Here is a 14004-nt window from a genome sequence, read left to right as displayed (position 1 = left end):
GTCCTCGTCGAGCGCGTTCACCGCGAGGTCGAGCAGCCACGAGCGGATGACGGTGCCCTCCTGCCAGGAGCGGAAGACCTCGCGGACGTTCTCCACGGAGTCGACCTTCTCCAGCAGTTCCCAGCCCTCGGCGTAGGCCTGCATCATCGCGTACTCGATGCCGTTGTGGACCATCTTCGCGAAGTGGCCCGCACCGACCTTGCCCGCGTGCACCGCGCCGAACTCGCCCTCGGGCTTGAGGGCGTCGAATATCGGCTGGACCTTGGCGACGTTCGCGGCGTCACCGCCGTACATCAGCGCATAGCCGTTCTGCAGGCCCCAGACGCCGCCGGAGACACCGCAGTCCACGAAACCGATGCCCTTGGCCGCCAGCTGCGCGGCGTGCTTCTCGTCGTCCGTCCAGCGGGAGTTGCCGCCGTCCACAACGACGTCGCCGGGCTCGAGGAGTTCGGCGAGCTCGTCGATCGTGGACTGGGTCGGGGCGCCGGCCGGGACCATCACCCACACCACCCGCGGGCCCGCGAGCTTGTTCACAAGCTCCTCGAGGCTGTGGACGTCGGCGAGGTCCGGATTGCGGTCGTATCCGAGGACGGTGTGGCCTGCGCGGCGGATCCGCTCGCGCATGTTGCCGCCCATCTTGCCGAGGCCGACGAGACCGAGATCCATCAGTTGTTCCTTAGGTTGCGATGTGGCATGAAGGGCACTTTCGTACCCGCGTCCGAGCCTAAACCCGGAGCCTCATGCACATCTCCAGACCCTCCATGCCCACGCATGGGCCCCGACCTGCGGCTTCGTCCAATGGACCACAGGTTCCGACGATCCACCGGACCACCGGAACCTGTGGACGGCGGCCGGCGCTCAGCCGCTCAGCCGCACCGGCATGATCAGGTACTTGTACGCGTCGTCCGCCTCGGCGTCCATGGCGGGCTTGCCGCCCAGCAGCGCGGGCTTCGTGGACGTCGTGAAGGAGAGCTGGGCCACCGGGGAGTCGATCGCGCTCAGGCCGTCCAGCAGGAAGGTCGGGTTGAAGGCGATCGAGATGTCGTCGCCCTCCAGGTTGGCGTCGACCCTTTCCACAGCCTGTGCGTCGTCGCTCGAACCGGCCTCCAGGATCAGCACACCCTGCTCGAAGCTGAGCCGTACCGGGGTGTTGCGCTCCGCGACCAGGGCGACGCGCTTGACGGCCTCCACGAAGGGGGCGGTCTCGATGGTGGCGACCGAGTTGAACTCCGTCGGGAACAGCGTCCGGTACTTCGGGAGGTCGCCCTCGAGAAGGCGCGTCGTCGTACGGCGGCCGGCGCCCTCGAAACCGATCAGACCCTCGCCCGCGCCCGAGCCCGACAGGGCGAGCGTCACGGTGTCGCCGCTGGTCAGGGCCTTGGCGGTGTCCAGGAGGGTCTTGGCGGGCACCAGGGCGACCGCGGACGCCTCGGGGTTCTCCGGCTTCCACAGGAACTCGCGGACCGCGAAGCGGTAGCGGTCGGTGGAGGCGAGCGTGACCGTGTCGCCCTCGATCTCGATGCGCACACCGGTGAGGACGGGAAGCGTGTCGTCGCGTCCTGCGGCGATGGCCACCTGCTGGACCGCCGATGCGAAGACCTCGCCGGGGACCGTGCCCGTCGCGTTCGGCATCTGGGGCAGTGCCGGGTACTCCTCCACAGGCAGTGTGTGGAGTGTGAATCGCGAGGAACCGCAGACGACCGTAGCCCGTACGCCGTCTGTGGAAATCTCCACGGGACGGTTGGGCAGGGCCCGGGAGATGTCGGCGAGGAGCCGGCCGGAGACGAGGACCGTGCCCTCCTCCTCGACCTCGGACTCCACGGACACACGCGCCGAGACCTCGTAGTCGAAGCTGGACAGGCTCAGCTGGCCGTCCTCGGCCTTCAGCAGCAGGCCGGCGAGGACAGGCGCCGGCGGACGGGCCGGAAGGCTGCGCGCCGCCCAGGCCACTGCCTCCGCGAGTACGTCGCGTTCCACCCGGATCTTCACCTAAGCCGCCTCCTGCTGTTGCCGGCGTTCTCGCCCTGCCTGGCCTTCGTCGTCTGACTCGGTGTCGGGGGCCCCTGGGAGGGGAAGGACACCGGGGAACAGTCTGACGCACCGCACCGACAGTAGGCGCCTGTCGGGGTCAAGTCGTGATGCGGGGCAGCCGGAGGCCGGACAGCGAGTTGTGCACAGGACCCACTTCGAAGCGAAATTCCCGGTCTCTCTAGTTGGGAGTAGTAGTAGGGCCTGTGGAAACCGTGGATAACGTCGTTTTCCCAGGTCAGAGGCGAAATTTTGTCCACGGGCCCTGTGGGCGGGACCGGTGGACAACCCAGGGTCTCTGTGGAGAACGGAAAGTTCTGCACACTCCGTGCACAGCCTCGGGGCACTTCTCCCCAGTGCCGTCCCCAGCTTTACCCACCTTTCCCACAGACCAATCCAGCACCTTGGTGTGACGGCTTTCACTCGTGCCGGTGAGAGGCCACGTCGCGTTGCCGAACAGTGGACAGGGATGTGGAGAAGACCGAGTTCACTGGGGACAACGGGCCTCAAGCTGTGGGTGGGCAGTGGACAACTCCACCCACAAGCTGTGGATCTTCGTCTTCTCCACAGTCTGTGGAGATCGACTGTCCACCAATCCACAGGCAGTTGAGCTGCGCTGATCTCTGTTCCCCAAGGCAGCCTGTGGACACCGTCTGGACAACTTCGCGGTCCCCAGGATGTGGACGGAAGAAAGTCGCCTGATCTGTGGAGAGTGGCCGTAACCCGGCAGATATTCGAACAGAGCGTGTCCTGTGCACGACCCGGAACCGGACGGTCGCGCTCGCGGCGGCGGGCCGGAACACCCCCTGAGGGGCCTGGCCGCGCGGACGGGGAACGCCGGAGAACTTCGCCGGCGTACGGACGGGAACGCGGAGCGATGCCGCCGAGCCCGGTCCGGCGGTACAGGCGCAGGAGGCCCCTCTGTGCCCGGACGTGCGACTGCCCGAGGGCGTCTCGTACGCATCGGGGGAAGCGGCAGGGAGGCGCCCGGGTGTGCCGTGCCGGGAACCGCGGCGCCTCACGCTCCATGCGTGGCCGGACAGCGGAAGGCGCCCGCGGGAGAGGTTCCCGGGGCGCCTTCGGCGAGGTGTGCGGTCGTCAGCCGTTCTTGATGCGGTTCGTCAGCTCGGTCACCTGGTTGTAGATCGAGCGCCGCTCCGCCATCAGCGCGCGGATCTTGCGATCGGCGTGCATGACCGTCGTGTGGTCGCGGCCGCCGAACTGCGCACCGATCTTCGGCAGCGAGAGATCCGTCAGCTCCCGGCACAGGTACATCGCGATCTGCCGGGCGGTGACCAGGGCACGGCCGCGCGAGGTCCCGCACAGGTCCTCCACCGTCAGCCCGAAGTAGTCGGCGGTGGCCGCCATGATCGCGGTCGCGGTGATCTCGGGGGCCGTGTCCTCGCCGCCGGGGATCAGATCCTTGAGGACGATCTCCGTCAGACCGAGGTCCACGGGCTGGCGGTTGAGCGACGCGAACGCCGTCACCCGGATCAGCGCGCCCTCCAGCTCCCGGATGTTGCGGGAGATACGGGAGGCGATGAACTCCAGTACCTCCGGCGGGGCGTTGAGCTGCTCCTGCACCGCCTTCTTGCGAAGGATCGCGATGCGCGTCTCCAGCTCGGGCGGCTGGACGTCCGTGATCAGGCCCCACTCGAAGCGGTTGCGCAGCCGGTCCTCAAGGGTGATCAGCTGCTTGGGCGGCCGGTCCGAGGAGAGCACGATCTGCTTGTTGGCGTTGTGGAGCGTGTTGAAGGTGTGGAAGAACTCCTCCTGCGTCGACTCCTTCTGTGCGAGGAACTGGATGTCGTCGACCAGAAGGATGTCCATGTCGCGGTAGCGCTTGCGGAACGCGTCCGCCTTGCCGTCGCGGATGGAGTTGATGAACTCGTTGGTGAACTCCTCCGAGCTCACGTAACGCACGCGCGTGCCCGGGTAGAGGCTGCGCGCGTAGTGCCCGATCGCGTGCAGCAGGTGCGTCTTGCCGAGCCCCGACTCCCCGTAGATGAAGAGGGGGTTGTACGCCTTCGCGGGCGCCTCGGCGACGGCGACCGCCGCCGCGTGCGCGAAACGGTTGGAGGCACCGATGACGAAGGTGTCGAAGAGGTATTTCGGGTTGAGGCGCGCGGTGGGCTCGCCGGGACCGGCCGCCGGCGCGGGCTGCGCGGCCAGCGGACCGGGCGCGCCGGTGGCGGGGCCGGGGCCGACGGGGCCGCCCCGGTGCACATGGCCGTCGGCGGAGGGCCGCTCGGGGCGCTCGTGCCGGCCGGAGCGCTGCTGCTCGAAGTCGGACCGGGCGCCGTCGTAGTCCTGGCGCTGCTGTTCGTAGGGCGAACGGGGCAGTGACTGCCCGTGGTAGTCCGGTGCCGGCGTCGCGTACGGGTCGCGGTCGGGAAAGCCGAGACGCTGCTGTTGCCAGCTGTAGTCGTCCTGCGGCGGGCGCGGCCACGCGCCGGGCTCCGGGCGCTGGTACTCGCTCGGGTAGGCCGGGCGGGCGCCGGGCAGCTGGTCGCCGGGTCCGGCCGGAAGACGGTCGGAACGACCCCCGCGGTGGTCGTCGGCACGGTGCCGGCCGTATCCCTCGTAGCCGCCCTGGCCCTCGTACGGGTCGCCCGCCTGGGGCGTGATGAGTTCGGACTCCTCGTAGCGCGACTGAGCGGGCGCAGGCGGGGGCTCGCCGACGGAGTCGTCGACGGTGATCGCGATGCGGATCGGGCGGCCGCACTCCCGGCTCAGCGTTTCACTGACAACGGGCGCGAGCCGTCCTTCCAGGACGCCCTTCGCGAACTCGTTGGGAACGGCGAGCAGAGCGGTGTCCGCGACCAGTGCCAGCGGCTGGCAGCGCTTGATCCAGTGCTCGTCCTTCGCCTCGACACCCGGTCCGTGCCCCTCACCGAGGAGCTGCTCGAGTACGCGCGGCCACACTGCGGCAAGATCGGCAGGTACGTCAGCCACAGGGCACGCTCTCTCACAGGTCCCACGAACGTGTGGTTGCGGGACGGGTCGGGATGTAAATCGGGTGGGGCAGGGATAAGGGAACGAATCGGAGTCCAGCCACGGTAGTCAGGGCGGCCCGTACGGTTCAAGTTGTTGTCCCCAGCCTGTGGACAAGTGTCTCCTACGGGTCGTTGGTTTGACCGGATGGCGTAGCCGCGCGTACCGTAACCAGGTCGAGTTGTCGATGGCTGCTGCCGCCTGCCTCCGATGGGCACAGATCACGTACCAGTGTCCCCACCAGGGCACATTCGGTGATCGGGAAGCGGTGCACTCGGGCGTAATGCGAGCTACTCGTGGGCGCACGGTGACAGCCAGGCGACACCCCGCCAACCACCGAATCATTACTGGAGCCCCCGAGTGAGCAAGCGCACCTTCCAGCCGAACAACCGTCGTCGCGCGAAGACCCACGGCTTCCGGCTGCGTATGCGCACCCGTGCCGGCCGCGCCATCCTGGCGTCCCGCCGTAGCAAGGGTCGCGCCCGCCTGTCCGCCTGATCGCGTACAGGTCATGACGTCGTGCTGCCTACCGAGCATCGGCTGAGGCGGCGCGAGGACTTCGCGACCGCGGTACGCCGAGGACGCCGGGCCGGACGCCCGCTTCTCGTCGTCCACCTTCGCAGCGGTGCAACGGACCCGCATGCGCCTGGGGAGAGCGCTCCCCCGACGCGTGCGGGTTTCGTCGTGAGCAAGGCCGTGGGCGGAGCGGTCGTACGCAACAAGGTCAAGCGCAGACTTCGTCATCTGATGCGCGATCGAGTAGCACTGTTGCCCACCGGTAGCCTGGTAGTCGTACGAGCGCTACCCGGTGCGGGTGACGCCGACCAAGCACAGCTGGCCCGAGACCTGGATGCCGCTCTTCAACGGCTGCTGGGAGGAGGGAGCGCGCGGTGAAGTACCCGCTGCTGGCTCTGATCAAGATCTATCAGTGGACGATCAGTCCGCTGCTCGGTCCGGTGTGCAAGTACTACCCGTCGTGTTCCCACTACGGCTACACGGCCATAGACCGGCACGGTGCGATCAAGGGAACCGCACTCACCGCCTGGCGCATCCTGCGGTGCAACCCGTGGTCGCTGGGTGGTGTGGACCATGTCCCACCGCGCAAGCGTCCTAGGTGGCACGAAATGCTGCGCGACGCCTGGCGTGCACGCAAGGGCGGGCCCTCCGCCGCCGAACCGGCCATCGAGGGGGACATGATCCCTTCGAGCCCGGCCGCAGAGACCTCGTCCCATGCCCAAGGAGCATGATTAGTGGACACGATTGCCAGCCTCTTCAGTTTCATCACGACACCTGTCTCCTGGGTCATCGTCCAGTTCCACTCGGTGTACGGGAAGATCTTCGGACCCGACACGGGCTGGGCCTGGGGCCTGTCCATCGTGTCCCTCGTGATCCTGATCCGTATCTGCCTGATCCCGCTGTTCGTGAAGCAGATCAAGGCGACCCGGGCCATGCAGACGCTGCAGCCCGAGATGAAGAAGATCCAGGAGCGCTACAAGAACGACAAGCAGCGCCAGTCCGAAGAGATGATGAAGCTGTACAAGGAGTCGGGTACCAACCCGCTCTCCTCGTGCCTTCCGATCCTGGCGCAGTCTCCGTTCTTCTTCGCCCTCTACCACGTACTCAACGGCATCGCGACGGGCAAGACGATCGGTGTCATCGACGATCAGCTGCTCGCCAGCGCGCGTAAGGCGCACATCGTCGGTGCTCCGCTGGCCGCGAAGTTCACCGACGGCGCCGACAAGGTCGCGGCCCTCGGTGCCTCGCTGACCGATGTGCGTGTGGTCACCGCGATCATGATCGTGCTGATGTCGGCGTCGCAGTTCTACACGCAGCGCCAGCTGATGACGAAGAACGTCGACACCACGGTGAAGACGCCGTTCATGCAGCAGCAGAAGATGCTGATGTATGTCTTCCCCGTCATGTTCGCCGTCTTCGGTATCAACTTCCCGGTCGGTGTCCTCGTCTACTGGCTGACCACCAACGTGTGGACCATGGGCCAGCAGATGTACGTGATCCGCAACAACCCGACCCCCGGTTCCAAGGCGCAGGCCGCGTACCTGGAGCGTCTGCACAAGCACGTGACGCACCACGGCAAGACCCGCAACCGGCGCGAGAAGACCATCGTGAAGGCGATCGTCGCCAAGGGCCGTGACCGCAACGAGTTCGAGCGGAAGTTCATCAACGGCCTGACCAAGGCCGGCCTGGCGGCGCAGGCCGACGGCACCGTGGCGACGAGCGAGGCAGTGGCAGTCGCCACCGTCGAGGACGGCACGCCCACCACCACCGCCACTCCCAGGCGTCAGCAGCCCAAGCGGCAGTCCAAGTCGCAGCGACAGTCCGGCGGCGCCAAGTCGGCAGGTGACTCCGAGGAGTCGTCGTCCTCGGCACCATCGCTGAGCAAGTCCGATGCACCGCAGGACGCCCAGGAAACGGGTGGCACCGGAAAGGCGACGCCCAAGTCCGGCACCGGCGGCACCCGCAGCAAGGCCCAGTCCGGCCAGCGCAAGGGTCCGCAGCGGCCCAAGTCCCCGTCCAAGAAGTAAGAAGGAGTCCATCCCGTGACGGAAGGCACCACCTCCGCCGCTGCCGAGGGTGCAGACACCCTGAGCAACCTGGAGCAGGAGGGCGAGATCGCGGCGGACTACCTCGAGGGTCTGCTGGACATCGCCGATCTCGACGGCGACATCGACATGGACGTCGAGGCCGATCGGGCGTCCGTGTCGATCATCAGCGACACGGGCGGCCGTGACCTGCAGAAGCTGGTCGGCCGTGACGGTGAGGTGCTGGAGGCACTCCAGGAGCTCACGCGCCTGGCCGTGCACCGGGAGACCGGCGATCGCAGCCGGCTGATGCTGGACATCGCGGGCTACCGCGCCCAGAAGCGTGCCGAGCTCTCAGAGATCGGCGCCAAGGCTGCGGCCGACGTCAAGAACACCGGTGAGCCGGTGAAGCTCAAGCCGATGACCCCCTTCGAGCGCAAGGTGGTGCACGACGCGGTCAAGGCCGCGGGCCTGCGCAGCGAGTCCGAGGGCGAAGAGCCGCAGCGTTTCGTCGTTGTGCTTCCCGCCTGATCCGATCTCGACGTTTCTTCGGCCCCGTCTGTTGAGCAGGCGGGGCCGAACTTTGTCAGCCTGGTAGTCCCTCACAGCTGCGGACAAGGCAGCTCGTGGTCCCTCATAGTTCTGGTGGTCGGCGCTCAGTGCGCTCATGCGGTACGGAAGGACGGTCCTCGTGACGGAGGCAGCAGAGCTTCCCCCTGCGCCCGAGCAGGCACCCGAGGTGTTCGGCGATCGCTTCGCGGACGCGGTCCGCTATGCGGAGCTGCTCGCCGAGGCAGGTGTGCAGCGCGGTCTGATCGGCCCGCGGGAAGTGCCCCGGCTGTGGGAGAGGCACCTGCTGAACTGTGCGGTGCTCTCCGAGGTCGTTCCCGAGGGAGTCAGCGTGTGCGATGTGGGCTCCGGCGCGGGACTGCCGGGTATCCCTCTTGCGCTCGTGCGGGAGGACCTGAAGATCACGCTGCTTGAGCCCCTGTTGCGGCGGACGAACTTTCTCACCGAGGTTGTCGAACTGTTGGGCCTCGACCATGTGACGGTCGTCCGCGGTCGCGCCGAGGAGGTCATGGGCAAGCTGCCTCCGGTCCATGTTGTGACCGCACGCGCGGTGGCGCCGCTGGACCGCCTGGCGGCCTGGGGAATTCCTCTGCTGCGCCCTTACGGCGAAATGCTCGCTCTCAAGGGCGACACCGCGGAGGAGGAGCTGAAGAGTGCTGCTACCGCTCTGACCAAGCTGGGTGCCGTGGAGACGTCCATCCTGCATGTGGGTGAGGGAGTCGTAGACCCGCTCTCGACCGTGGTGCGTGTCGAGGTCGGCGAGAGTCCGGGAGGGGTGCGCTTTGCGGCCAAACGAGCGAAGGCGGCCCGGACGGGCCGAACTCGTCGACGTCGGTGAGAACCTGAGCGATCCTGTCGTCGGAGTGACGGACTGACCCGTCTCGACGATCAGTCGTACGCCACACAAGCTGCCAAACCCATGCATCTCGGAGTGTCGCAAAGGCCTGGCCGGAGCTGCTGTGCATCGTGTTTCACGTGAAACGTCGCTCACTGCTCCACGGCATCATCAGTCGCGGCCGGGCTGCGGCCGAACCCCGCGAACGCAAGCCCCTCGGATCCCTACGTGAACCGTCCACTCACGGCGTTTTGTCCCCCGTGGAGGGCTCAGAGTTGTCCACAGAGGTGGATTTCTCCACAGAAGGCCAGACCTCACTGGTTCACGACCCCGAAGGCATGGGAGGCTCTGTTCATAGCGAGCCTGAAGTCGAGGAGAGTGAATCCTTGCGGTCCGACGCCAACATCGCGGGACCGATGACCGATCCGGTCCCCGGTCCCCGTACCGAGTCGATGGGGGACGATGTTTCACGTGAAACACCGCCCCCGATGGACGACACTCCCATCGGTCGTGCTGCCCAACTTGCGGTGGAGGCATTGGGGCGCGCCGGCGAGGGGCTGCCGCGACCCGAGCAGACCCGTGTCATCGTGGTCGCCAACCAGAAGGGTGGGGTGGGCAAGACCACGACGACCGTCAACCTTGCCGCCTCGCTCGCCCTGCACGGTGGCCGGGTTCTGGTGATCGACCTTGACCCTCAGGGCAATGCCTCCACTGCGCTGGGGATCGACCATCACGCCGAAGTCCCCTCCATTTACGACGTGCTGGTGGAGAGCAAACCGCTCGCCGAGGTCGTCCAACCTGTCCCCGATGTCGAAGGTCTCTTCTGCGCCCCCGCCACGATCGATCTCGCCGGTGCGGAGATCGAGTTGGTGTCCCTGGTGGCGCGGGAGAGCCGGCTGGAACGGGCCATCCAGAGCTACGAGCAGCCCTTGGACTACGTCCTCATCGACTGCCCGCCCTCTCTCGGTCTGCTGACGGTCAACGCGTTGGTCGCGGGGCAGGAGGTACTCATCCCCATTCAGTGCGAGTACTACGCGCTGGAGGGCTTGGGGCAGTTGCTGCGGAATGTTGATCTGGTGCGGGGGCACCTCAACCCCGCCTTGCATGTGTCGACCATCCTGCTCACCATGTACGACGGGCGGACGCGACTGGCATCCCAGGTGGCGGAAGAGGTGCGGACCCACTTCGGCGACGAGGTGCTCAGGACGAGCATTCCGCGCTCGGTCCGAATCTCCGAGGCCCCGAGTTATGGGCAGACGGTGCTGACCTACGATCCAGGGTCGAGTGGCGCTCTCTCGTATCTTGAGGCGGCACGTGAAATCGCGCTGAAGGGTGTTGGCGTCCACTACGACGAGCAGCAGGCCCACCTCGGCGCCCAGACGGAACAGAGCATGGTGGAGGGGATCCAGTGAGCGAGCGACGGAGGGGGTTGGGTCGCGGTCTAGGCGCGCTGATCCCTGCCGCCCCGACGGGCGAAAAGACGGTGACCTCGGGTGCGGGGGGCAGCGGCACGTCCGGATCCCCCGCTGCGGCACCCGTGTTGATCACGGAGCGGGGGGTGGCGGCCGCGAAGGTGACCACCCTCGCGCCGGTTTCACATGAAACCGAGGAGCCGTCGGCGAGCAATGCAGCGGAGACGACCACGCCGCCGCTCGGTGCTCATTTCGCGGAGCTGCCCCTCGACACCATTACGCCGAACCCGCGGCAGCCCCGAGAAGTGTTCGACGAGGATGCGCTCGCCGAACTGATCACCTCCATCAAGGAGGTCGGCCTTCTCCAGCCGATCGTGGTGCGACAGGTCGCTCCCTCCCGCTATGAGCTCATCATGGGTGAGCGCCGTTGGCGGGCCTGCCGTGAGGCCGGTCTCGAGTTCATCCCGGCGATCGTGCGGGCCACGGATGACGAGAAGCTCCTCCTGGACGCTCTTCTGGAGAACCTGCACCGGGCCCAGCTGAACCCGCTGGAGGAGGCGGCCGCCTATGACCAACTCCTCAAGGACTTCAACTGCACTCATGATCAGCTGGCGGACCGCATCGGTCGTTCCCGCCCGCAGGTCTCCAACACCCTGCGCCTGCTGAAGCTGTCGCCGGCGGTCCAGCGCAGGGTCGCCGCGGGGGTGCTGTCGGCAGGACATGCCCGAGCCCTGCTGTCCGTGGAGGACTCGGAGGAGCAGGACCGCCTGGCCCATCGGATTGTGGCCGAGGGGCTGTCCGTGCGAGCCGTCGAAGAGATCGTCACGCTGATGGGGTCACGGCCGCAGAGCGCTCCGCGTTCCAAGGGACCCCGCGCCGGCGGCCGGGTCTCCCCGGCTCTGAGTGATCTGGCGACACGGCTTTCGGATCGCTTCGAGACCCGGGTCAAGGTCGACCTCGGGCAGAAGAAGGGCAAGATCACCGTCGAGTTTGCCTCGATGGATGACCTGGAGCGGATCCTAGGCACCCTTGCACCGGGTGAGGGACCCGTCTTTGAGCGGAGCCTGGTGGATGAGAACTCGGAGGAGCCGGAAGACTGAGTCGACCGATGGCACAACGGGTTCTGTGCCGTCGACCATCAGAGCGGGCTGTGTCCGGTGTGTACCGGAACACGGCCCGCTCTTTGCTTTCAGGCGGTATCGATGGAATCGCATCGTGGATACGATGCGTTCGGGTATGGCGCATCCACCCGGGAGCACCTTCATCGGGGAGGCGGAGGCCTTGCGAACCATGAGCCGTACCGGACTGGTGACTGCGGGCCTGGGCTTGGGAGCGGTCGGCGGGTTCGTCGGCAGCATGCTCAGGGAGCGGAGCACTCTGACAGCCGTCCGTGGAACTGCGGGCGAAGGAAGCGAGGAACTGCCTTCATGGGGCGTCGGCTCGTACCGCTCACGCTGGACAACCTTCCGGACCTTCCCCATCGTTGTCGGGCGTGTGTCTTCTGGGAGCTCGACCCCGTCAGCGGCGAAGCAGCGGTAAAGTCCGGCACCTCCTCGCTGGAGAAGGAAGCATGGATCTCGGCCGTCCTGCTCGACTGGGGATCCTGTGGCCGGGTGGTCTATGTGGACGATGTACCGGTGGGGTTCGTGCTGTACGCACCCCCTGCGTATGTTCCTCGGTCCACGGCGTTCCCCACGAGTCCGGTGTCCCCGGATGCGGTGCAGTTGATGACCGCCTACATCATGCCCGGGTATCAGGGCCAAGGGCTTGGCCGGGTGATGGTTCAGACCGTCGCCAAGGATCTGTTGCGGCGAGGATTCAAGGCGGTCGAGGCGTTCGGCGACGCTCGCTGGAAGGAACCCGCGTGCCTTCTGCCCGCTGAGCATCTCCTTGCGGTGGGCTTCAAGACGGTACGCACCCACCCGACGTACCCGCGGCTGAGGCTGGAGCTGCGCACGACGCTCTCCTGGAAGGAGGACGTCGAGCTGGCGCTGGACCGCCTCCTGGGGGCCGTACAGAAGGAACCCGCGCTGCGGCCACTGTGAGCTTCTGAGAGGGCGCCTACGCAGCCCTCTCCCCTTTATACGAATGGGCCAGCCCTCAAGGGCTGGCCCATTCGTGTTTCACGTGAAACATCGCCGCTTCGGTTCGGCGGCGCGGGTCCTACTCGGCGATGAAGTCCTCGAGGTCGCGGACGATCGCGGCCTTCGGCTTGGCGCCGACGATCGTCTTGGCGACCTCGCCACCCTGGTACACGTTCAGGGTCGGGATCGACATGACACCGTACTTGGCTGCGGTGGCCGGGTTCTCGTCGATGTTGAGCTTGACGATCTCGATCTTGTCTCCGTACTCGCTGGCGATCGCCTCGAGGGACGGCGCGATCTGGCGGCACGGACCGCACCAGGCGGCCCAGAAGTCCACCAGGACGGGCTTGTCGCTCTTGAGGACGTCCTGCTCGAAGGAGTCGTCGGTCACATTCTTCAGGGTGCCGGCCACGGCGGGCTCCTTAACTCGGTGGTGCGATGGGGGAAGGGGGTCAGACGGTGGTCTTCTCCGGCTCGGCCCGCTGCTCGCTGTCTGCGAGAGCGGCGAGGAAGCGCTCGGCGTCCAGGGCGGCGGAGCAACCGGTGCCGGCCGCGGTGATCGCCTGGCGGTATGTGTGGTCGACGACGTCGCCGGCGCCGAAGACTCCGGTGAGGTTGGTCCGGGTCGTGGGGGCGTCCACCTTGAGGTAGCCCTCCTCGTCCAGGTTCAGCTGGCCCTTGAAGAGCTCGGTGCGGGGGTCGTGGCCGATCGCGATGAACAGACCGGTCACAGGCAGCTCGGTGAGCTCCCCGCTCTTCAGGTTGCGCAGCGTCAGGCTCTCCAGCTTCGGGTCGCCCTTGATCTCCGCGACCTCGCTGTCCCAGACGAACTTGATCTTCGGGTCGGCGAAGGCGCGGTCCTGCATCGCCTTGGAGGCACGCAGGGTGTCACGGCGGTGCACGATCGTCACGGACTTGGCGAACCGGGAGAGGAAGGTGGCCTCCTCCATCGCGGTGTCTCCACCGCCGATCACGGCGATGTCCTGGTCCTTGAAGAAGAACCCGTCACAGGTGGCACACCAGGAGACACCGCGGCCGGAGAGGATGTCCTCGTTGGGCAGGCCCAGCTTGCGGTGCTGAGAGCCGGTGGCGACGATGACGGCCTTTGCCCTGTGGACCGTGCCGGCGGTGTCCGTGACCGTCTTGATGTCACCGGTGAGGTCGACCGAGACGATGTCGTCCGGGAGGAGCTCGGCACCGAAGCGCTCGGCCTGGGCTCGCATGTTGTCCATGAGTTCAGGGCCCATGATGCCGTCCTGGAAGCCGGGGAAGTTCTCCACCTCGGTGGTGTTCATCAATGCACCGCCCGCGGTGACGGCACCCTCGAACACCAGCGGCTTCAGCGAGGCCCGCGCGGTGTAAAGCGCCGCCGTGTAGCCGGCGGGGCCGGAGCCGATGATGATCACGTTACGGACGTCGCTCACGGCTTGATTCCTCGTCTCTGGAGTCTGGCTGCTACTCGGTGGAGGCTCTCTTTGACTCTCACCCCACCCAACGGATCCTAAGGGGCCCGCATTCCCACCGTGTCCGGGCACACGGAA

General features: G+C 66.9%; 14 protein-coding genes. 9 read left to right on the top strand and 5 right to left on the bottom strand.

What is annotated here, in order from left to right:
* From ADL25_RS10635 to dnaA, 3 genes are all read right to left on the bottom strand, one after another.
* The coding region (locus ADL25_RS10635; protein ID WP_059127417.1) for an NADP-dependent phosphogluconate dehydrogenase at positions 1-666 on the bottom strand (666 nt) is incomplete at its 3' end.
* 192 nt (positions 667-858) lie between these two features.
* Positions 859-1989: a DNA polymerase III subunit beta gene (gene dnaN, locus ADL25_RS10630; RefSeq protein WP_059127416.1), complete on the bottom strand. Its 1131-nt coding sequence runs from the start codon at positions 1987-1989 to the stop codon at positions 859-861.
* A 1137-nt stretch (positions 1990-3126) separates the two neighbouring features.
* On the bottom strand, positions 3127-4983 hold the full coding sequence (gene dnaA, locus ADL25_RS10625) for a chromosomal replication initiator protein DnaA (RefSeq protein WP_059127415.1): 1857 nt from the start codon (positions 4981-4983) through the stop codon (positions 3127-3129).
* Between the two features lie 399 nt (positions 4984-5382).
* On the opposite strand from dnaA, the gene rpmH reads away from it, so the two are divergent.
* The 9 genes from rpmH to ADL25_RS10585 all read left to right on the top strand — a co-directional run bounded on the left by rpmH (position 5383) and on the right by ADL25_RS10585 (position 12424).
* On the top strand, positions 5383-5520 hold the full coding sequence (gene rpmH, locus ADL25_RS10620; RefSeq protein WP_003956500.1) for a 50S ribosomal protein L34: 138 nt from the start codon (positions 5383-5385) through the stop codon (positions 5518-5520).
* A gap of 21 nt (positions 5521-5541) precedes the next feature.
* Positions 5542-5916, top strand: a complete 375-nt coding sequence (gene rnpA / locus ADL25_RS45960; RefSeq protein WP_079050287.1) for a ribonuclease P protein component — start codon at positions 5542-5544, stop codon at positions 5914-5916.
* Entirely contained in the window at positions 5913-6269 is a 357-nt protein-coding gene (yidD, locus tag ADL25_RS10615; RefSeq protein ID WP_059127414.1) for a membrane protein insertion efficiency factor YidD, read from the top strand. The genes rnpA and yidD overlap by 4 nt, the downstream gene beginning before the upstream one ends.
* 3 nt (positions 6270-6272) lie before the next feature.
* The gene (gene yidC / locus ADL25_RS10610; RefSeq protein ID WP_059127413.1) at positions 6273-7565 is read left to right on the top strand and encodes a membrane protein insertase YidC; all 1293 of its coding nucleotides are present in this window, start codon (positions 6273-6275) and stop codon (positions 7563-7565) included.
* 15 nt (positions 7566-7580) lie between these two features.
* Complete coding sequence (locus ADL25_RS10605; RefSeq protein WP_059127412.1) at positions 7581-8093, top strand: protein jag; 513 nt, start codon at positions 7581-7583, stop codon at positions 8091-8093.
* A gap of 160 nt (positions 8094-8253) precedes the next feature.
* Positions 8254-8970, top strand: a complete 717-nt coding sequence (gene rsmG / locus ADL25_RS10600) for a 16S rRNA (guanine(527)-N(7))-methyltransferase RsmG (protein WP_059127411.1) — start codon at positions 8254-8256, stop codon at positions 8968-8970.
* Positions 8971-9305: 335 nt separating this feature from the next.
* Positions 9306-10379, top strand: coding sequence for an AAA family ATPase (locus ADL25_RS10595; RefSeq protein WP_079050291.1), 1074 nt, complete (start codon positions 9306-9308; stop codon positions 10377-10379).
* Positions 10376-11479, top strand: coding sequence for a ParB/RepB/Spo0J family partition protein (locus ADL25_RS10590; protein ID WP_059127409.1), 1104 nt, complete (start codon positions 10376-10378; stop codon positions 11477-11479). The genes ADL25_RS10595 and ADL25_RS10590 overlap by 4 nt, the downstream gene beginning before the upstream one ends.
* 327 nt (positions 11480-11806) lie before the next feature.
* Positions 11807-12424, top strand: coding sequence for a GNAT family N-acetyltransferase (locus ADL25_RS10585; RefSeq protein ID WP_059127408.1), 618 nt, complete (start codon positions 11807-11809; stop codon positions 12422-12424).
* Positions 12425-12542: 118 nt separating this feature from the next.
* Here ADL25_RS10585 and trxA read toward each other — a convergent pair whose 3' ends face one another.
* Positions 12543-12875: a thioredoxin gene (gene trxA, locus ADL25_RS10580; RefSeq protein WP_059127407.1), complete on the bottom strand. Its 333-nt coding sequence runs from the start codon at positions 12873-12875 to the stop codon at positions 12543-12545.
* A 40-nt stretch (positions 12876-12915) separates the two neighbouring features.
* Entirely contained in the window at positions 12916-13887 is a 972-nt protein-coding gene (gene trxB / locus ADL25_RS10575; RefSeq protein WP_059127406.1) for a thioredoxin-disulfide reductase, read from the bottom strand.
* Positions 13888-14004: the final 117 nt, after the last annotated feature.

This window comes from Streptomyces sp. NRRL F-5122, from assembly GCF_001507435.1.
Lineage (GTDB): Bacteria > Actinomycetota > Actinomycetes > Streptomycetales > Streptomycetaceae > Streptomyces > Streptomyces lannensis.
This window is presented reverse-complemented; position numbering and strand designations above follow the sequence as displayed.

What these genes read in the sequence shown, in the direction of transcription:
- ADL25_RS10595 (WP_079050291.1), top strand. Translation starts at nt 9,306, where the DNA reads ATGGGAGGCTCTGTTCATAGCGAGCCTGAAGTCGAGGAGAGTGAATCC.
- ADL25_RS10585 (WP_059127408.1), top strand. Translation starts at nt 11,807, where the DNA reads ATGGGGCGTCGGCTCGTACCGCTCACGCTGGACAACCTTCCGGACCTT.